This window comes from Kitasatospora sp. SUK 42 (genome assembly GCF_015776785.2).
Taxonomy (GTDB): domain Bacteria; phylum Actinomycetota; class Actinomycetes; order Streptomycetales; family Streptomycetaceae; genus Kitasatospora.
The window spans coordinates 130,464-149,304 of record NZ_LFMD02000007.1; the positions used below are offsets into that span (position 1 = coordinate 130,464).

At 73.3% G+C, this 18,841-nt stretch carries 19 protein-coding genes; 8 read left to right on the forward strand and 11 right to left on the reverse strand.

Going from position 1 to position 18,841, the window contains the following annotated elements:
- Positions 1 to 354: 354 nt before the first annotated feature.
- The 7 genes from cbiE to RZ50_RS22370 form a co-directional block, all read right to left on the reverse strand.
- Positions 355 to 1,611, reverse strand: a complete 1,257-nt coding sequence (gene cbiE / locus RZ50_RS22340) for a precorrin-6y C5,15-methyltransferase (decarboxylating) subunit CbiE (RefSeq protein ID WP_196949354.1) — start codon at positions 1,609 to 1,611, stop codon at positions 355 to 357.
- 162 nt (positions 1,612 to 1,773) lie between these two features.
- Positions 1,774 to 2,409, reverse strand: coding sequence for a GNAT family N-acetyltransferase (locus tag RZ50_RS22345; RefSeq protein WP_196949355.1), 636 nt, complete (start codon positions 2,407 to 2,409; stop codon positions 1,774 to 1,776).
- Between the two features lie 184 nt (positions 2,410 to 2,593).
- Positions 2,594 to 3,418, reverse strand: a complete 825-nt coding sequence (locus tag RZ50_RS22350; protein WP_196949356.1) for a MetQ/NlpA family ABC transporter substrate-binding protein — start codon at positions 3,416 to 3,418, stop codon at positions 2,594 to 2,596.
- Between the two features lie 58 nt (positions 3,419 to 3,476).
- Positions 3,477 to 4,205, reverse strand: a complete 729-nt coding sequence (locus RZ50_RS22355) for a methionine ABC transporter permease (RefSeq protein WP_196949357.1) — start codon at positions 4,203 to 4,205, stop codon at positions 3,477 to 3,479.
- Positions 4,202 to 5,227 (reverse strand): methionine ABC transporter ATP-binding protein, encoded by a 1,026-nt coding sequence (locus RZ50_RS22360; RefSeq protein ID WP_196949358.1) that lies wholly within the window; start codon positions 5,225 to 5,227, stop codon positions 4,202 to 4,204. Before RZ50_RS22360 ends, RZ50_RS22355 begins: the two co-directional genes overlap by 4 nt.
- A gap of 549 nt (positions 5,228 to 5,776) precedes the next feature.
- Positions 5,777 to 6,280, reverse strand: a complete 504-nt coding sequence (locus RZ50_RS22365; protein WP_196949359.1) for a GNAT family N-acetyltransferase — start codon at positions 6,278 to 6,280, stop codon at positions 5,777 to 5,779.
- A 214-nt stretch (positions 6,281 to 6,494) separates the two neighbouring features.
- A complete protein-coding gene (locus RZ50_RS22370) occupies positions 6,495 to 6,752 on the reverse strand; it encodes a winged helix-turn-helix domain-containing protein (protein WP_196949360.1) in 258 nt (85 codons plus the stop codon).
- Between the two features lie 331 nt (positions 6,753 to 7,083).
- Between RZ50_RS22370 and RZ50_RS22375 the strand changes: the two genes are divergently transcribed.
- The 4 genes from RZ50_RS22375 (at position 7,084) to RZ50_RS22390 (ending at position 11,494) form a co-directional block, all read left to right on the forward strand.
- A complete protein-coding gene (locus RZ50_RS22375) occupies positions 7,084 to 7,947 on the forward strand; it encodes a universal stress protein (protein ID WP_308272052.1) in 864 nt (287 codons plus the stop codon).
- Positions 7,948 to 8,197: 250 nt separating this feature from the next.
- Positions 8,198 to 9,868 (forward strand): hydroxylamine reductase, encoded by a 1,671-nt coding sequence (hcp, locus tag RZ50_RS22380; RefSeq protein WP_217680730.1) that lies wholly within the window; start codon positions 8,198 to 8,200, stop codon positions 9,866 to 9,868.
- On the forward strand, positions 9,865 to 10,884 hold the full coding sequence (locus RZ50_RS22385; RefSeq protein WP_217680732.1) for a 2Fe-2S iron-sulfur cluster binding domain-containing protein: 1,020 nt from the start codon (positions 9,865 to 9,867) through the stop codon (positions 10,882 to 10,884). Before hcp ends, RZ50_RS22385 begins: the two co-directional genes overlap by 4 nt.
- Before the next feature lie 46 nt (positions 10,885 to 10,930).
- Positions 10,931 to 11,494: a YbaK/EbsC family protein gene (locus RZ50_RS22390; protein WP_217680734.1), complete on the forward strand. Its 564-nt coding sequence runs from the start codon at positions 10,931 to 10,933 to the stop codon at positions 11,492 to 11,494.
- A 19-nt stretch (positions 11,495 to 11,513) separates the two neighbouring features.
- Here RZ50_RS22390 and RZ50_RS22395 read toward each other — a convergent pair whose 3' ends face one another.
- Positions 11,514 to 12,122, reverse strand: a complete 609-nt coding sequence (locus tag RZ50_RS22395) for a TOPRIM nucleotidyl transferase/hydrolase domain-containing protein (RefSeq protein WP_217680736.1) — start codon at positions 12,120 to 12,122, stop codon at positions 11,514 to 11,516.
- Positions 12,123 to 12,232: 110 nt separating this feature from the next.
- Complete coding sequence (locus RZ50_RS22400) at positions 12,233 to 13,036, reverse strand: class I SAM-dependent methyltransferase (protein WP_217680738.1); 804 nt, start codon at positions 13,034 to 13,036, stop codon at positions 12,233 to 12,235.
- Between the two features lie 153 nt (positions 13,037 to 13,189).
- Here RZ50_RS22400 and RZ50_RS22405 point away from each other — a divergent pair, with 153 nt between their 5' ends.
- Positions 13,190 to 14,278 carry a branched-chain amino acid aminotransferase gene (locus RZ50_RS22405; RefSeq protein WP_217680741.1) on the forward strand — a complete coding sequence of 363 codons (1,089 nt, stop codon included), beginning with the start codon at positions 13,190 to 13,192 and terminating at the stop codon, positions 14,276 to 14,278.
- A gap of 25 nt (positions 14,279 to 14,303) precedes the next feature.
- Here the strand turns inward: RZ50_RS22405 and RZ50_RS22410 are convergent, their stop codons facing one another.
- On the reverse strand, positions 14,304 to 15,926 hold the full coding sequence (locus tag RZ50_RS22410; RefSeq protein WP_217680743.1) for an ADP-ribosyltransferase domain-containing protein: 1,623 nt from the start codon (positions 15,924 to 15,926) through the stop codon (positions 14,304 to 14,306).
- A 206-nt stretch (positions 15,927 to 16,132) separates the two neighbouring features.
- Here RZ50_RS22410 and RZ50_RS22415 point away from each other — a divergent pair, with 206 nt between their 5' ends.
- Both RZ50_RS22415 and RZ50_RS22420 read left to right on the forward strand, forming a co-directional pair.
- The gene (locus tag RZ50_RS22415) at positions 16,133 to 16,843 is read left to right on the forward strand and encodes a macro domain-containing protein (RefSeq protein ID WP_217680745.1); all 711 of its coding nucleotides are present in this window, start codon (positions 16,133 to 16,135) and stop codon (positions 16,841 to 16,843) included.
- 115 nt (positions 16,844 to 16,958) lie between these two features.
- Entirely contained in the window at positions 16,959 to 17,327 is a 369-nt protein-coding gene (locus RZ50_RS22420; protein ID WP_217680746.1) for a DUF4180 domain-containing protein, read from the forward strand.
- 79 nt (positions 17,328 to 17,406) lie between these two features.
- Here the strand turns inward: RZ50_RS22420 and RZ50_RS22425 are convergent, their stop codons facing one another.
- A complete protein-coding gene (locus tag RZ50_RS22425) occupies positions 17,407 to 17,796 on the reverse strand; it encodes a RidA family protein (RefSeq protein WP_196952072.1) in 390 nt (129 codons plus the stop codon).
- Positions 17,797 to 17,868: 72 nt separating this feature from the next.
- Here RZ50_RS22425 and RZ50_RS22430 point away from each other — a divergent pair, with 72 nt between their 5' ends.
- The gene (locus RZ50_RS22430) at positions 17,869 to 18,801 is read left to right on the forward strand and encodes a LysR family transcriptional regulator (RefSeq protein WP_196952073.1); all 933 of its coding nucleotides are present in this window, start codon (positions 17,869 to 17,871) and stop codon (positions 18,799 to 18,801) included.
- The last annotated feature ends 40 nt before the right edge of the window (positions 18,802 to 18,841 follow it).

Below are 18,841 nucleotides of genomic sequence, written 5' to 3' on the forward strand. Positions count from 1 at the left end.
CTGCGGCCCAAGTCCTTCCGGCGCGCTGCGGCACCCCGGCCCGGGCACCGCCCGTACGGGAGGTGCACCATCTGAAACAACGACAACCCGGAGCAACCGGCACGACCGCACCGGACCCTACGACATTCTCCAGGTCCGGGACGCGGCCCGTCGAATTGCCCACGATCCGAGCGGAACCGGGTTGCACCACGTCAAAAAGGTGACAAACCGACCGAATCGGGCGGGTGGCCGGCGGCTACCGCCGCCTGGGACGCCACACTACCGGCCCCGCGCGGTCACCTCTCGAATCGGTGTCCGGATGCGACCTGGATCACCGCACGGGGGCGCGACGGCCCCGGCTCGCACCCGAGGCCTTCACACGATCTGCTCACCCCAGAGCAGCAGTGCGCCGCCCGCGCCCGCTCCGAGCTCCAGTCCGCCCCCCTCGTCGGCCGGCCGCAGCGGGGTGGACTGCAGCAGCGCGCCGTCCGCCCGGTAGCCGGCCTCGGCGATCGCCCGGCGGATCTCCTCCGCCTCGGCGAAGGTCCGGGCCAGTGCGACGAACCGCTCGGGCCTGCGGGCGAGCACCGCGCGCACCACGTCGAGGCCGCCGGACTCCACCACCGCCGCGTCCGGCTCCGGCAGCCCGCCCAGCACCTCGGGGCCCCGCCCGTGCACGGCCTCCACCTCGACCCCGTACCGACGGGCGTTGACGGTGAGTCGGGCGCAGGCCGAACGCGAGGCCTCGACCGCGACCACGGCGGCGCCGAACCGCGCGGCCTCCACCGCGAGGGCGCCGCTGCCCGCGCCCACCGACCAGAGCAGGTCCCCGGGGCGCGCGCCCAGCCTGGCCAGCACCAGGGCGCGTACGTGCGCCGGGAGCACCTCCGATGCGCCGGGCTCGCCCTCCGTGCGCCCGGCGCCCGCGTAGGCGTCGGCGGGGAGCGCCCAGCCGCGGTCCGCGCCGGGGTAGCCGATCGGGCGCCCGGCCAGCCAGCCGGCCGCCTCGTTCACCGCGCCGGTCGGGGCGGTGCCGCCGATCACCAGCACCACGTTGGGGTCGCGCCAGACGTGGTCGGCGATCCGGTCGGAGGTGAGGACGGTGACGTCCTCGTCCGGGGTGCCGAGGGCCTCGCAGACCACGAAGGTCCGGTGCACCCCGCGCAGCATCAGGGCGAGCTCGCTCGGACCGGCCCCCGGCGCGGTGAGCACCGCGACCTTGGGGTGGGCCCGGCAGATGTTGGCCGCGCGGCGCAGCCGTCCGCCGTGGGCGCTGACCACCTGGGCGTCCTCCCACGGCATGCCGGCCCGGGCGAAGGCGGCGGCGACGGAGGAGACGGCGGGCAGGACCTCCAGCTCCAGGCCGTACTCGGGGCGGCGCAGGGTGCGCACCACGCCGAAGAAGCCCGGGTCGCCCTCGGCGACGACGACGGCGGCGCCGCGGTGTTCGGCGATCCTGCGGGCGGCCTGCTGGACGTTGCCGAGGGTGATCCGTTCGGCGGTGTCCGGCACCGGGAGGGCGCCCAGTTGATAGGGGGCTCCGGCCACCAGGGTCGCCGCGGCGAGGGCCGCACCGGCGGCCTCGGTCAGTGGCGTTCCGTCCCACCCGATGACCGTGATCCGGTCAGCCATCTGCGGCCGTTCTCCCTCGACTCGATGCGCGGTGCGTCGCGCCGACTGCGCGGCGCCGGTGCAGAGGCTACCGGGTGTGATCCCCGAAACGCCGACATCTCGCACACATGTGCGCGCCGGTCGTACGGGCGGTCCGCTCCACGGCCGGGAACGGGCGGGGTCTCAGTCGCGCAGGACGTAGCGGTGGTCGCCGTGCCAGCCGTCGCGCCGCAGTTCGGGCGACTCCAGGTCCTCCGGGAGCAGGCTCCACAGGATCAGGTCGCTGCGGCTCTCTTCGACGACCTCCCCGGACTCGCCCCGCTCTATCCAGGCGCTGCGCAGCACGCCCTCGCTGATGCCGCCGACCTTCTGGGCGACCTGCTGGGCGGCGGTGTTCCCGGCGGCGGTGCGCAGTTCCAGGCGCAGGAAGCCGCGGTCCTCGAACAGCCACTGGGCGACGCCGAGGACGGCCTCCGGGGCGTACCCCTCGCCGCGGGCCCAGACGGCGGTGACGTAGGAGATCTCGGTGCTGCGCAGCCGCCAGTCGGTGTTGCGCAGCTCGACCAGGCCGACCAGGCGCTGGGTGAGGTGCTCGGTGACGGCGAAGACGATGCCGCGTCCGTCCGCCCGGTGGGCGGGGGCGAGGGTGCGGGCGAGCTCGGCCGCGTACTCCTCGGTGAAGGGGTGCGGCAGGTCCGTCCAGGCCAGTACGAGGTCGTCGGCCATCATGGTGGCCAGGCCGGGGGCGTCGTCCTCCGCAAGGGGCCGCAGCAGCAGCCGTTCGGTGCTGATGGCCGTCTCGGGGAAGCTCGCTGCCATGCCGTCTCTCCTCGCCGGGTCGTGAACACAACACCGTACGCCTCCGGCGCGCCCCCGGTGTCACGCGGTGCGCCGCCCGCACGACGGTACGTCAGAACGCGGCCCCCGTGCATATTGCCCGACCGGGCCCCCGCGGAGGTGTGCGGGGGCCCGGTCGGGCGTCAGGGCTGTGGCGTCACGACGATCAGGAGGCCGGGATGACCGAGCCCTGGAAGTTGTCGTTGATGTACTTCTTGACCTCGTCGGAGTGCAGCAGCTCGGCGAGCTTCTTGACCCGCGGGTCGTTCTCCTTGCCCTTCTTCACGGCGAGGATGTTGGCGTACGGGTTGCCCTCGGCCTTCTCCAGCACCAGCGCGTCGGTGGCCGGCTTCAGGCCCGAGTCGATCGCGTAGTTGCCGTTGATGACGGCGGCGTCGAGGTCGGCGATGGAGCGGGGCAGCTGGGCGGCCTCCAGCTCCTTCCACTTGAGGTTCTTCGGGTTGCCCGTCACGTCGGCCGGGGTGGCGGCGGTGCCGGCGCCGTCCTTGAGGGTGATGAGCTTGTTGTCGGCGAGCAGCTTGAGCGCGCGGCCCTCGTTGGTGGCGTCGTTGGGCAGGCCGATGGTGGCACCGTCCGGCAGGTCGGTGATCGACTTGACCTTCTTGGAGTAGACGCCGAGCGGCTCCAGGTGAACGGACCCGACCGAGACGATGTCGGTCCCGTTCTTCTTGTTGAAGTCCTCCAGGTACGGGACGTGCTGGAAGTAGTTGGCGTCGGCCGAACCGTCCTGCACCGCCGTGTTGGGGGTCACGTAGTCGGTGACCTCCTTGATGTCGAGCTTGAGGCCCGCCTTCTCCGCGAGGTTGTCCTTGACGAACTTGAGGATCTGCCCGTGCGGGGTGGGGCTGGCCACGACCTTCAGCGGCGCGTTCGGGTCCGAGGAGGAGGAGCCCGAGCTGCCGCAGGCGGCCAGCGAGAGGGCGACGCCGGCGGTGGCGAGGACGCTGGTGAACTTCACAAAGTTGCGCACGAAAAGTGCCTTTCTGCGTGATACGGGGAGCCGCGTCCGGAGGTCGGACGGGGGAGGTCTAGGAGGCGACGAGGTCCTCGTCGGGGGTGACGGCGCGCGGGCGGAGCAGGCGGGTGCGTCCGCCGCCGCGGCCCCGGTTGGCCAGCCTGCGCACCGCGAGGTCACCGGCCAGCTGGATGACGGTGACGATGATCGCGATCAACGCCACGATGATCCACATGAAGGTGGTCTCGAAGCGCAGGTAGCCGTACCGGTAGGCGAGGTCGCCGAGGCCTCCGCCGCCGACCGTGCCCGCCATCGCGGAGTAGCCGATCAGCGCGATGATCGTGGTGGTGACGGAGGCGACGATGCCGGGAAGGGCCTCGGGCACCAGCGTCTTGCGCACGAGCGTCCAGGTGCTGCCGCCCATCGCCTGGACGGCCTCGATCAGACCGCGGTCGACCTCACGGACGGAGGTCTCCACCAGCCGGGCGAAGAACGGGATCGCGCCGACGGTCAGCGGCACGGTGGCCGCCTGCCAGCCGAGGGAGTTGCCGGTCAGCCACCGGGTGAAGGAGATCAGCGCGATCATCAGGATGATGAACGGCAGCGAGCGCGCGACGTTCACGACCGCGCCGAGGACCTTGTTCACCGGCTGGTTCTGCAGCGCCCCGCCCTTGGACGTGAGCACCAGCAGGACGCCGAGCGGCAGCCCGAGGAGAACGGTGCAGAACGTCGCGACCCCGACCATCTGGAAGGTCTCCTGGGTGGCGGGCCACATCAGCTCCTGCATCTGGTCCCAGGTCATGCCACCACTCCGTTCACCGCGCCGAGTACGTCCACCTGCAGGCCCTGCTCGCGCAGGTAGCCGATCGGCACCACGTTGTCCTGGTGGCTGCCGGCCAGTTCGACCCGCATCCGGCCGACCATCCGGCCCGAGATGGTCTCCACGGCGGCGCCGAGGATGTTGATGTCGATCTGGTAGGTGCGGGCGAGCTGGGAGACGAACGGCTGGGCCGAGGTGTCGCCCTGGAAGGTGATCTCCAGCACGGTGGTGCCGGCGTGGCCGGTGCCGAACTCGCTGAGCGGGAACAGCTCGCGGGCCAGCTCGGAGCCGGGCTTGGCCAGCAGGTCGGCGAGCTCGCCGGACTCGACCACCCGGCCGCCGCGCATCAGGGCGGCGGAGTCGCAGACGGACTTGATGACGTCCATCTCGTGGGTGATCAGCAGGACGGTGAGGCCCAGCTGCTGGTTGAGGTCGCGCAGCAGCTTGAGGATCGAGCGGGTGGTCTCCGGGTCGAGGGCCGAGGTCGCCTCGTCGGAGAGCAGCACCTTGGGGTCGCCGGCCAGGGCGCGGGCGATGCCCACGCGCTGCTTCTGGCCGCCGGAGAGCTGGTTGGGGTAGCTGCGGGCCTTGTCGCCGAGGCCGACCAGGTCGAGCAGCTCGGCGGCCTTGCGGCGGCGCTGGGTGCGGTCCAGGCCGATGATCTCCAGCGGGAGCTCGACGTTCTGCTGCACCGTGCGGGAGGCGAGCAGGTTGAAGTGCTGGAAGACCATGCCGATCCGGCGGCGCGCCTCGCGCAGCTCGCGGCCGGCCCGGTTCTCACCGCCGGACAGCGCCGTCAGCTCGACCCCGTCCACGCTGACCGTGCCGGAGGTCGGGCGCTCCAGCATGTTCACGCAGCGGATGAGGGTGGACTTGCCGGCACCGCTGGTGCCGACGACTCCGTAGACCTCGCCCGGGCGGACGTGCAGGTCGACGCCGGCGAGGGCGGTCACCTCGCGGCCTCGGGAACGGTAGACCTTCGTGAGGTCCGTGGTGGTTATCACAACTATTTCCGTGGGTCGGGGGCGGGCGTCGGCGTCAACCGCCCGACCGATCACGGTCGGCGGCTCCGCACAGCGCTTCACCAGGGGGATCCGGACCTGCCATCCCTTGATCGTGGCCGTCGGACGGCCGGGCCACGCGACGGCGTGGCCCTCACGAGTCACCGGCACGCGCGGGTGAGCGGGCAGGCCGGTGGGGAAGGGGTCCGGGAGGAGGGGCGTGCTCGCACCGACGGGAGCGACGCCGAGTCTCGCTTCGGGGCGCGAGGGGGTGGCACCCTCAAGGGGGCGCCGGGGGCGATGGCCCTCAGCAGTGACACATTCGACGGCACATGGCACGCTCACCTGCCGGCAGCGTGCCGGTGGGGGTCCAGTTCGTCGTCGCAGTCATGTGAGCCAGTAAAACAGATCCGCCGGGGCTGCGCCCAATTGTTCTGAAGGGCTGTCCGCATTGCGGACAGTCTCCGCGGCCATCAGCGCCGATACGGCTCGACGCCGCCACCGGAATGTCCGGATGGTGGCGGCGTCGAGGGGCCCGGTACGGGCGGGGGCTCAGGCGGTCGCGGCCAGCGGGGCCTCGGCGGGCTTCTCCAGGTGGACGAAGCTCAGCCGGCTGCTGATCTGTTCGACGCCGGTCTGCCGGTAGCCCTGGCGGGCGTACAGCCGCAGGTTGCCCAGGCTGCGGTGGCCGGTGAACAGGCGGTAGGCGGACACCGGGCGGCCGTCCTCGGCCAGTCGGCGCTCCAGCGCGTCCAGCAGCCGGCCGCCCAGGCCGTGCCGCTGCATCCGGGGGTGGACCACCAGACGCCCTATCCGGCCGATGCCGTCGTCGCCGATGTGGCCGCGGATGGTGCCGACCACCTCGTCGCCCAGTCGGGCGACCAGGACGTGCTGTTCGGTCAGCTCGGCGCGCAGGCTCTCCAGGCTCTGCGTCAGGGGCTCGATCGCCCAGTCGCCGTACAGCTCCGCCTCGGTCTGGTAGCCGAGGTACTGGAGCTTGAGGATCTGCTCCGCATCCTCGGCCGTCGCAGCCGAGATGATCACGCTCATGCCCATGTGGAGGGGCCTCCCCAGTCGTCGTGCCCGGCGCGCAGAGGGTGGCGCGCTCACGCTCAGTATCCGAGTGATCGCGTCACCGTCAAGAGCTATGTTCGCCAGCGCTCTACCCGGGTGTCAGCTTCTCTCAACCTCCAGGGAGGCGGACGTGGCGAGAGTCACGCCCGGGCGGGGAGGGGACGGGCACGGATGGCGAGGGGCCGGTCGCCCGGTGTCACGGGTAGCGCTCCGCGTGGAGGAGCAGCCGCAGGCAGGCCAGGCAGCGGGAGCGGGTGGGGCCGATCGAGCCGCGCGGCATGCCGAGGCGCTCGGAGAGCTCGCGGTAGGTGGGTGGCGGGTCCTCGGCGAGGGCGGCGATCAGTTGCGGACAGCGGCCGGGCAGCGCGGCGACGGTCTCACGGACCACCCGGCGGCGGCGCTCGGCGAGGTAGACGTCCTCGGCGGAGGGGACGGGCGAAAGGGGGGTGCACACACCGTGCATGACGGGCCCGGGCGGGGCCGGTTACGCCCCGGTCGGGGCGCGCACACAGGAGGGGCGCGCCGGTCGAACCGGGCGCGCCCCTCCCCCGCGGGCCGAGGATCAGCCCGGGGCCTGTCTTCGAACTCCCGTCGTCCGCCCGGAGGGCGGGCGGGGCGGCGTTGGGGTGCGTGCATCGCAAGGCGGAGGAGGGAGCCACTGCGGAGCATTGGCGACCGACGACAACGCGGCGAGGTGCGTGCCCCGGCGCCGCCCCGCAGACGCGAGTTTGAAGACAGGCCCCAGGGCTCCTGCCTCGATCCGCCGCGGACCCAAGGAGGACGCCGTGACCGGACCCGTCGCCGCCGGACCCGTCGTGGTCGGATTCGACGGCTCACCCGAGAGCCTGGCCGCCACCGAGTGGGCCGCCCGTGAGGCGCAGCGCCGTGGTGTGCACCTCGACGTCGTGGAGGCCTGGCCCTGGCCGAAGCGGGACGTGGTCGGCAGCGAACAGGTCTACGAGCGCGCGATGTCACAGCTCGCCGAGCGTGAGGCCGGGCTGCGCGCCCTGCTGCCCGACCTCTCGATCTCGTCCTCGGTGGTGTCCGACGACCCGGCCGAGGCGCTGGAGGCCGCCGGGCGGGACGCCGGGCTGCTCGTGCTCGGCTCGCGCGGGCTGGGCGCCCTGCGCGGCTTCCTGACCGGTTCGGTGAGCCAGGCGGTGCTGCGCCGCGCGCCCAGCCCGGTGGTGCTGGTCCGGGCCGAGGGCGGCGAATCGGACGGCCCCGTGATGGTCGGCCTCGACGTGGCGCACCCGGTGGAGGACCTGCTGGCGTTCGCCTTCGAGGCCGCGGCCCTCCGCTCGGCGCCGCTGCGCGTCGTCCACGTCTGGTCCCCGCCGGCCGGCAGTGAGTACATGGCCTTCGACGCCATCGGCGGGCTGGAGAAGGAGGTCTCCGCCGTCGAGCGGACCGAACTCGACGAGGCACTGGAGCCCTGGCGGGCCCGCCACCCCGAGGTGGAGGTGTCGACCGACCTGATCCGTGGCAAGGCCGCCGTCACCCTGGTGGACGCGGCCGCCACGGCCCGGCTGCTCGTCGTCGGCCGCCGCGCCCGCCGGCTGCCGCTGCTCCACCACCACCTCGGCTCGGTGGCGCACGCCGTCATCCACCACGTCCACTGCCCGGTCGCCGTCATCCCGTTCGGCTGACCGGAGGACGAACCGGGGGCCGATCCGCGGATGTTCGGCCGTTCGTACCCGGCGCGCCCGGGCCCCGACGAGGGCCTGGGTCCGGGCCCGGGTCCGCCGGCCCCGGCATGGGGTCCTCCGGCCCTGATGCGGCGTCGCCGGCCGCTCCGATCCTGGACGCGTGGAAGCGGCCGTCCGGCCGGATCCGGTCGAGTCGACGGTGCGCCCTTCCCGCCGCTCGACCGACACCCACGAGTCCCGGAGGACCCGCATGTTCTGCTTCCAGTGCGAACAGACCGACCGCACCGGCGCCACCCCCGGCTGTGCCGGTCCGGTCGGCAACTGCGGCAAGGACTCCCCCACTTCGGACCTCCAGGACCTCCTGATCCACGCGGTCAAGGGCATCGCCCAGTACGCCGCGCAGGCCCGCGCCCTGGGCGATCCGGACGACGACGCGGCGGCCTTCACGCTGTACGCGGTCTTCACCACGCTCACCAACGTCAACTTCAACCCGACCCGCTTCGCCGCCCTGATCCAGGAGGCCGCCACCGTCCGCGACCGCGCCCGGGAGCGCTACGAGCGGGCCTCCCGCGCCGTCGGCCGGGAGCCGCGGCCGCTCGCCGGCCCGGCCGCCTGGACGCCGGGCGCGGACGCCGCCGCGCTCGCGCGCCAGGCGCGGGAGTTCCGCGTGGACGCCGGGCTCGCCCTGGTGGGGCCGGACGTGGTCGGGCTGCGCTCGCTCCACCTCTACGCGCTGAAGGGCATCTGCGCCTACGCCCACCACGCCGACGTGCTCGGCCGCCGCAGCGCCGCGGTGCTCGGCGGCGTGGAGGACGCCCTGGCCTACCTGGCCGGCGAGCCCACCGACCCCGCCGAACTGCTGGAACGCGCCGTCGGCCTCGGCCGGCTGAACCTCACGGCGATCGAACTGCTCGACGCGGCCAACACCGGCAGCTACGGCGCCCAGCAGCCCACCGCCGTGCGCACCACCCCGGTCGCGGGCAAGGCGATCCTGGTCAGCGGCCACGACCTGGGGGACCTGGAGGCCCTGCTGGAGCAGACCGCGGGCCAGGGCGTCAACGTCTACACCCACGGCGAGATGCTCCCGGCCCACGCCTACCCGCTGCTCAAGGCCCACCCGCACCTGGTCGGCAACTACGGCGGCGCCTGGCAGGACCAGCAGCAGGAGTTCGCCGCCTTCCCCGGCCCGATCCTGATGACCTCCAACTGCATCATCGAGCCGCACATCGGCTACCGCCGCCGGATCTTCACCGCAGGACCGGTCGGCTGGCCCGGCGTCCGACACCTCGCCGACCACGGCTTCGGCCCGCTGATCCAGGCCGCCAAGGCCCTGCCGGGCTTCCCGGAGACCCCGGCCGAGGAGGAGTTCATCACCGTCGGCTTCGGCCGCGACGCCGTGCTCGCGGTCGCCGACCAGGTGGTCGACGCCGTCCGCCAGGGCGCGATCCGGCACTTCTTCCTGATCGGCGGCTGCGACGGCCCCACCCCCGGGCGCGACTACTACACCGAATTCGCCCTCGGCGCTCCCCGGGACAGCGTGGTGCTCACCCTCGGCTGCGCCAAGTACCGCTTCAACCGGCACGACTTCGGCGAGATCGCCGGCCTGCCGCGGCTGCTGGACCTCGGCCAGTGCAACGACACCTACTCCGCCATCCGGATCGCCACCGCGCTGGCCGACGCCTTCGAGTGCGAGATCAACGACCTGCCGCTCACCCTGGCGCTGTCCTGGACGGAGCAGAAGGCCGTCGCGGTGCTGCTCACCCTGCTCGCGCTGGGCATCCGCAACATCCACCTCGGGCCGTCGCTGCCCGGCTTCCTCACCCCCGCGCTGGTCGACGAACTGGTGAGGCGCTTCGACCTGCGGGTGATCGGCGACCCGGCCGCCGACCTGGCCGCCGCGCTGGAGCGGACGGCGTCATGAACCCCGTCGTCCTGACCACCACCGACGGCGCCCGCCTGGAGTTCGACTGCTCCCCCGGCCAGAGCGTACTGGAGGCGGCGGCCGAGTCCGGTGCCACCCTGCCGGCCTACTGCCGCCAGGGCACCTGCGGCTCGTGCCACGCCTCCGTCACCGACGGCCCGTACGAGCTCGGCACGCACAGCGAGCAGGCCCTCCCGCCGGACGAGCGCGAGCGCGGCGAGGTGCTGCTCTGCCGCACCTTCCCGTGCGGGCCGCTGGCGGCCGCCCTGCCGTACGAGCGGTCCCGGATCCTGGACGGCGGGATCCCGGTCCGCGAGGCCGTCGTCACGGCGCTGGAGCCGGTCGCCCGGGACACCGTGCGGCTGGAGCTGCGCCTGGACGGGGACCTGGACTGCCAGTTCGACCCCGGCCAGTTCATGGAGCTCCAGCTGCCTGGCAGTGGGGCGAAGCGCGCGTACTCCCTGGCCAACACCGGCAACTGGGAGGGCCGGCTGGAGTTCTTCGTCCGGCTGAGGGAGGGCGGGCTGTTCTCCGCGTACCTCGCCGAGCGGGCCCGCCCGGGCGACCGGCTGACCGTGCACGGCCCGCAGGGCGCCTTCGGCCTGCACGAGACCGGCCTGCGCCCGCGCTGGTTCGTGGCCGGCGGCACCGGCCTGGCCCCGCTGCTGGCGATGGTCCGGCGGATGGCGGAGTGGCAGGAGCCGCAGCCCGCCCGGCTGTTCCTCGGCGTCAACGAGCCGCAGGACGTCTTCGGCGTCGCCGAACTCGACGCGGTGGCGGCCGAGCTGCCGGGCTTCCGGTACGACGTCTGCGTCTGGAAGCCGGCCCCGGCCTGGTCCGGTCCGACCGGCCTCCCGGCGGACCTGTTCGGTGCGGCGCTGCCCGAACTCGCGGGCGCCACCCCGGACGTGTACGTCTGCGGGCCGCCGCCCCTGGTGGACTCGGTGCTGCGGGCTGCCCTGCTGGGCGGGGTGCCGCCCGAGCAGGTCCACCGGGAGCGCTTCCTCGCGACCTGAGCCGGGCGCGGTCGGCCGCACGGCCGACCGCGCTACAGTCCGTCGCATGAACGACTCCGTACGCCCGCCCTTCGGAAACTTCACAACCGCCTCCCCCGCCCTGGAGGTTCGCGACGAACTGGCCGCGCCCGTGGCCGACGCCCTGGAGACCTGGGGCGCACGGGAGGCGGCCGCCTCCGTGCTCTACGTGGACACCGACCCGGAGAAGGCCGACACCGCGGTGTTCTGCGCGGCCTACGACGCACCGCCGGAGCTCTCCGCGAACTGCGTGGTGGTCGCGGCCAAGCGCGCCGGGGAGGTCACGCTGGCCGCCTGCCTCGCCCTGTCCACCACCCGGGTCGACGTCAACAAGGCGGTGCGCACCCACCTGGGGGCGAGGAAGGCCTCGTTCGCCCCGATGGACACCGCGGTCGAGCTGACCGGCATGGAGTACGGCGGCATCACCCCGCTCGGCCTGCCCGGCTCCTGGCCGCTGCTGATCGACGAGGCGGTGGCCGCGGCCCCGTACGTCCTGGTGGGCAGCGGCCGGCGCCGGGGCAAGCTCATCCTTCCCGGCTGGGCGCTGACCCGGCTGCCGGGCGCCGAGGTGCTGACCGGCCTGGCCGGCTAGGCCCTGTAGGGGTCGGCGGTCAGAGGTTCGCGAACAGCCCCTCCAGCGGGGCGGGCACCCGGTCCGGCTCCAGCGCCTCCACGAGGAGCCGGCCGTACCGGATCTTGCGGCCCTTCTTGGTGCCGAGGAAGCGCCGCAGCTGCTGGTGGGCGGCGCGGTCCCGCTGGGCGGGCTGCTGCAGGAAGATCAGCAGCGGGCGCAGGTCGCCCTCGGCCTCGATGAGCTCCCGGACGGTCTCCACGCCCAGTGCGCGGATCAGCTCGTCCTCCAGGTCCGCCGCGCAGACGAAGAACCGCTGCGCCGTGGCACCGGCCAGCTCCCACCCGCGGTCGAAGTACCCGCGCTCCGCCTCGTCGCACAGCCCGGTCAGGCGCAGCCGCAGGCCGCGCCGCCCGAGGCGGCGGGCGTAGCGCCCCACGCTCATCGCCCCGCCCATCGGCAGCACGCAGACCCCCTCGGCCGCCAGGTCCCGGCCGCGGACCCGGGCCAGCGCGTCGACCGCGGCGGCGTCGCTCAGCCCTTCCAGCAGGACGGCCGTCCGGACGTCCAGCACCTCGGCCAGCTCGTACGCCGGCTCACCCGGGCCGCCCGCCGCCCACGCGGCGACCGCCTCACGGAACGACGACATGTCGACTGTCATCGGACGAACGACCCCCTCGGCCTCTGCCGCACCTCTCCGGGCGGCCCCATCAACTCCGCTACCCACCACAGGCCCTGGGCCCTGGGGCCCGGCATCGACTACGGCTTGCGCCCCCAGGTCGAGATCATCGGCGCGGTGGCCAGGTCCAGCCGCCCGGAGGTGACACTGGCCAGGTGGCGCTCGATCTCCTCGTCGGTGGCGAGCCCCTGCTCCACCAGCAGGTGGCGGATCTGGCGCACCGTCGCCTCCTCCAGGACGGCGCAGGCCGGGGAGGTGATCGGGAAGTAGGCGTCCGCCTCGACGTCGGCCAGCCCGGCCCCGCGCAGCACCCGGGGCAGCGTGCGCCCGTACGAGAGGTCCGCGCCGCGCCCCGCCATCAGGGTGCGGAAGCCGGCGCGCAGCCGGTTGGCGAGCTGCTGCTCGGGGCCCGACTCGTCCGGGCACAGCAGCGGCTGCAGCGCGGGGTCGGCGTCCTCCAGCAGCAGCCAGCCGCCGGGCCGCAGCGCCCGCACCATCCGGCGCAGCGCCTCGGCGCGGTCGGCCACGTGCACCAGGACCAGCCGGGCGTGCACCAGGTCGAAGCTCCCGGCGGGCGGCGGGTCGCCCGCCACGTCGTGGGTGTGCACCTCGATCACGCCGCCCTCGATGCCATGGGTCCAGGAGACGTCGATGTCGGTGGCGACCACCGATCCGGTCGGCCCCACCCGCTCGGCCAGCCCGAGCGGCACCGACGGTCCGCCGGCCCCGACCTCCCAGCAGCGCATCCCGGCCCCGATCCCGAGCCGGTCCACGTGCCGGAAGGTCACCGGGTCGAACAGCTCGGCCAGCGCCCCGAAGCGGACACCCGCCTCGGACTGCCGGTTGTCCAACAGGTACCTCTGGTCACCCTCGTGCTCAGCCATACCGGGATTCTGGCAGACCCCCCGCCCACCGCACCCCCCGCCCACTGCGTGGACGGCCGAGGCGGCCCGCCGGAACGGCCGTTAACATGCGGTGGACGCCGCCGCCGGTCGGTTCGACCGCGACGGATCGCCCCTGCCGCTGAGGAGTTGACGATGAGTGGAACCTTCCCGCTGGTCCGGACGACCGAGCCCGTCCCCGAGGCGGAACGTCACGGCATCCTCGCCGCGCCGGGCTTCGGGAGGTTCTTCACCGACCACATGGCCACCGCCACCTGGACCTCCGCCGAGGGCTGGCACGAGCGCCGGATCGGCGCGCTCGCGCCGTTCTCGCTGCACCCGAGTGCGGCCGTGCTGCACTACGCGCAGGAGATCTTCGAGGGACTGAAGGCCTACCGCCACGCCGACGGGAGCGTCTGGCTGTTCCGCCCGGAGTTCAACGCCCGCCGCTTCGCCGCCTCCGCGCGGCGCCTCGCCCTGCCCGAGCTGCCGGAGGAGGACTTCCTGGCCAGCGTCGAGGAGCTGGTCCGGGCGGACGAGGCCTGGGTGCCGGCCTCCGGCGGCGAGGCCAGCCTCTACCTGCGGCCGTACATGTTCGCCTCGGAGGCCTTCCTCGGCGTCCGCCCCGCCGACCGGGTCACCTACTCCGTCATCGCCAGCCCGGCCGGGCCGTACTTCGCCGCCGGAGTCACCGGCATCACGCTCTGGGTCAGCGGCGAGTATACCCGCGCCGGGCGCGGCGGCACCGGCGCGGCCAAGTGCGGCGGCAACTACGCCTCCAGCCTGGCGGCGCAGTTGGAGGCGAGGCAGCGCGGCTGCGACCAGGTGCTCTTCCTGGACGACACCGGCGGCGAGGGCGACCTGGAGGAGTCCGGCACGATGAACCTCTGCCTGGTCACGTCCGCCGGCGAGCTGATCACCCCCGCCCTCGGCTCCATCCTCGACGGGGTGACCCGTTCCTCGATCCTGGCGCTGGCGGGCGAGTTCGGGCTCACCCCCGTCGAGCGCGCCATCACGCTGGCCGAGCTGCGGGCCGGCGCCGCCGACGGCACGGTCACCGAGGTCTTCGCCGCCGGCACCGCCGCCGTGATCACCCCGATCGTCGCCTTCAAGGGCGAGGGTTACGAGTTCACCGTCGGCGGCGGCGCCCCCGGCAAGCAGACCGTCGCCCTCCGCGAGCACGTGCTGGACATCCAGTACGGACGCGCGGAGGACCGCCACGGTTGGCTGCGCCGGGTGCTCTGACCCGCCCGGCACCGCCGTACCCGTGTCAGGACACCAGCGGGCCCTCGGCGAGCTCGGTCAGCGTCACCGTGCACAGCCCACCGCGCTGGGCCTGTACGTCGGTGACCTCCAGCTGGGTGCCCGGCAGCAGGATGAACTCCTCCTCCCCGGTGAAGGCGGAGAACCGCTGGATGCCCGCGGCGCGGCGCGGGCGCACCTCGAAGAGGGTGCGCTTGCCCCGGCTGCCGAGGAACGACTGGGCCACGCCGAGCTTGGACGTGCAGGAGGACACGCCCCACCAGGTCACCGTCCGCCCGAGCGGGTACTGGCGGCGCAGGTCCAGCGACACCCCGCGCCAGAGCGGCTCGGTGCGCACGGGCAGCTGGGAGACCGCCGCGAACAGCAGCCGCAGGTACGGCAGGTACGGCACCAGCCGGCCGCGGTCCGGGGAGCGCAGCACCGCGTTGATCTCCCGGTAGAAGGCGGACTCGCAGGTGTAGAGGTAGAGGGCGGCGATCGCGTCGGCGGACAGGCCCGCGGCCTGCCCCTCGTCGGCTCGCCGCTTGCCGAAGTCGTGCGACTGCGCGACGTGCCGGTCCAGCCCCCTGAGCAGCCTGGCCACCGGGGCCACGGCGTCCCGGAAGCCCAGCACCGGCGTGTCGAACACCCCGCTGATCGACGGGAGTTCGAGGCCCTCGTCCTTGACGCTCGCGAGCCGGTCCAGGTACAGCTGGTGCAGCTCCATGGTGGAGGCGATGAACGCGCCCATCCGCTCGGCGACGTCCCCGTCCGCGCCGCCGTGCTGCGCCGCGCCGCTGTTCCAGCCCTTGCTCGGGAGCCAGTCGATCTCGTCGGCGCCGAGCGAGGCCAGGGCGGCGTTCACCGTGGCGAAGTGGTCGTTGTCGCAGAAGATGTCGCCCTGGGCGGCGGGGTTGGCGTGGTCGATGTGGCGGACCTCGACCCCGGGGTACTTCTTCTCCAGCCGCCGCACCACGCTCTTCAGGGTGCGCGCGTGCGCGCCCCACCAGGCGAAGACCACACCGCGGTCCTCCTCGTCGGCCTCCTGCTTGGCCCGGAGGATCTCCTCGACGATCCGCTCGATCACCGGCCGCCAGAACGCGGTGTGCTGGTCCGGGCCCATCGACCCGTCGGCGCTGGCGGTGAGCGCCGCGTTCAGCAGCAGCACGCCCTGGGTGAGCATTGCCTGGAACCACTCCGGCGGCTGGACGGTGTCCCGCTTCTTCAGCAGCGCCCGTATGTCGGCGATCGGGGTCTTCTTGGGGATGCCGTACTTCCACATCGCCGCCGCCTTGATGATGCAGCGGATGCTGATCACCCGGCCGAACTGGCTGTCCTTCCAGTCGTGGAAGGCGTTGTCGAACATCGCGATGCCGGTGGCGCTCTCCGGCCGCGGGTAGGGGTTCTGGCCGAAGACCACGACCTTCCACTTGTGCGGCGCGTGCGGCTTGAGGGCCTGGAAGGTCAGTTCGCGGACGGGGACGACGTCCGGGCCGCGGCCCGGGCCGATGAACGAGGCCGCGGCCGGCTGCGCCTCGATGACCGGCTTGAGCAGCGGGAGCCACGGCTCGCCGCCGCCCTGGAAGAGCTCCGCGAGGGCCAGGGGGTCGTTCGGGTCGGGCTGGGCGGCGGGGGTGTCGACGGTGTTCATGGTGGCGGCGCTCCGGCTGGGTCGTTCGGTACGGACGGCGGGACTGGCGTGAGGTGAGTATCCGTCAGATCCCCTGGCGGACAGCACAGTCCTATCCGACGGGACTGACAGTCCCGTCCGCCCGGCAGGGGCGGACGCACTGTCGGTGGTGCCCGCTAGCGTCGTTCACGACCAGGGGAACCGGGCCTACCGACAGGAGTCGCAGCATGTCCACGTACCACGCGCAGTACCCGCTCAGGGTGGTGCTGACCGACCTCAGCGCGACGGTGGTCGAGTCGTGGCGGTCGGCCTTCGCCGACACCCCCGGCGTCGAGATCCGGCAGGGCTCGATCCTGTCCGAACCGGTCGACGCCTGGGTCAGCCCGACCAACTCCCGCGGCCGGATGGACGGCGGGACGGACGGGGCGATCAGGCGGCACCTGGGCGCCGGAATCCAGCTGCGGGTGCAGAAGGCGATACGCGCCCGGTACGCGGGCCTGATGCCGGTGGGCGGCGCGGTCTGCGTGCCGACCGGAGCGGTCACCCCGAGGTACCTGATCTCGGCGCCGACGATGGAGAGTTCCTCGCAGAACGTCAGCGAGACCTTGAACGTGGCCCTGGCCTGCGCCGCCGCCTTCCAGGCCGTCCACCGGCAGAACATGGTGGACCCGGGCAGCATCCGGTCGGTCGCGCTGGTCGGCATGGGCGCCCAGACCGGGCGGGTCCCGGCCCGGGTCTGCGCCAACCTGATGTGGTCGGGCTACACCCTCTTCAACGACTACTGCTTCAAGAGCGACGTCGACCTGCGCGCGACCATCCTCGACCAGCTGGAGGACATCGAGCAGGCACCGCCCACCCGCCGGGTCCGCCTCACGCCGCCCACGGACCGCGGCCGCGGTCGCGGTCGCAGCCAGAGCCAGAGCCAGGGTCGGCGGTAGCGGACCCGACCGCGGTAAATCGGTTCCGGGGGCCGCACACCGTCGCCTACATTGAGGTCCCGGGAGACAGTTGATCACGATCCGAGTGGTCACGCCCGACCGACAGGAGAGCGCCATGGCGGACGACGTGCAGGAACTGAGCGGGGTGAAGGTGCTCGTGTGCGACGCGGCCGGGCCCGCGATCACCACCGTGCAGGACGCACTCGATCTCATCGGCGCGAGCTACGTCGGCGCCGAGATCGTCGCCGTGCCCGCCGACCGGCTGGACGATCGCTTCTTCGTCCTGAGCACCGGTTTCGCCGGCGAGGTCATGCAGAAGTTCGTCAACTACCGCGTCCGGCTGGCCGTCCTCGGCGACATCTCCCGCCATCTGGAGGCCAGTTCGGCGCTGCGCTCGCTCGTCCACGAGTCGAACGCGTCCGACCACATCTGGTTCCTCCCGGACGTCGACGCCCTCACCGCCCGACTGGGCGCCCGGGCCTGAGCCCCGCGCCGCGCCCTGCGCCGGGCCTCGCGCCGCGCCGACCCCACGGTCGGCGCGGCGCAGCCGTGTCGGCGGGCCGTCAGGCGGCGGTCCGCCGCGCGTACACCTCGATCTCGATCTTCATCCGGGGGTCGGCGAGCCCGCACACCAGCATCGTCGCGGCCGGCCGGACCTCACCGAAGCAGCGGCGCAGCACCGGCCAGCAGGGCTCGAAGTCCGCACGCTCGGGCAGCAGGTAGCGCACCCGCACCACGTCGCCGAAGCCGCACCCCGCCTCCGCCAGCGCGGCACCGATGTTGCGCAGGCACTGCTCGGCCTGCTCCACCACGTCGTCGGAGATCGTCATGGCGGTGTAGTCGAAGCCGGTCGTCCCGGACACATGGACCCAGTCCCCGTCCACCACGGCCCGGGCATAGCCGATCTGCTCCTCGAAGGTCGAGCCACTGAGGATCGCACGTCGCTCTGTCATGCGCGGAACGCTAGGTGACCTGCGGTGATACGTCCAATACAGCTTCCGGCATGACGTGATATCCCTGGGCGTATGGACATCCCCGGGCGTACCGAGCACCGCCCAGAACTCCCCCTCCCCCAGCTGCACGCCTTCACCGTGCTCGCCGAGGAGCTCCACTTCGGCCGCGCGGCCGCCCGGTTGGGCATCGCCCAGCCCCCGCTGAGCCAGCAGATCCGGCGGCTGGAGGAGAGGGTCGGCCACCCGCTGTTCGGCCGCGAGCCCGGCCGGATCGCGCTGACCCCGGCCGGCCGCGAACTCCTGCCCGCCGCCCGCCGGGCCCTGGCCGACCTCGCCGACGGACTGGCAGCGGCCCGCGCCGTCGGCGGCGGCGAGGCCGGCCGGCTGCGGATCGGCTTCTCCGCCTCGCTGGCGCTGACCCTCCTCCCCGGCCTGCTGCGCACCTTCCGGGAGCGCCACCCCGGGGTGCACCTGGACATCCGGGAGATGACCACCGCCCCGCAGCTCGCCGCCCTGAACGACCGGACCATCGACCTCGGCCTGCTGCGCGAACCGCCGGACACCGAGCCCGGGCTCGGCTTCCGCACGGTGCTCACCGAGCCCTTCGTCGCCGTGCTCCCGTCCGCCCACCCGCTGGCCGCCGAACGGACCGTCCGGCTCGAACGGCTGGCGGACTCGCCGTTCGTCCTGCTCCCCCGCGCGGTCGGCCCGCGGCTGTACGACCGGATCACCGGCCTGTGCACCGCCGCGGGCTTCACCCCGGGGATCGCGCAGCACGCGGTGGAGTGGCAGACGGTGTGCGCGTTGGTCGGCGCCGGTCTCGGCGTCTCGCTCGCCCCGGCGAGCATCCGCCGGATCCGGCTGCGGGGCGTCGCCTTCCGCCGGATCGAACCCGGCTCGGCCCGCACCCGGGTGGCCGTCGCCTGGCGCCGCACCGACCCGAACCCGCTGGTCGCCCAGTTGCTCGCGACCGTCAGCCACACCGACCCCGACGGCATCGGCTGACCGTCCGCCACCCCCTGCCACACGCCCGGCTCAGCTGCCA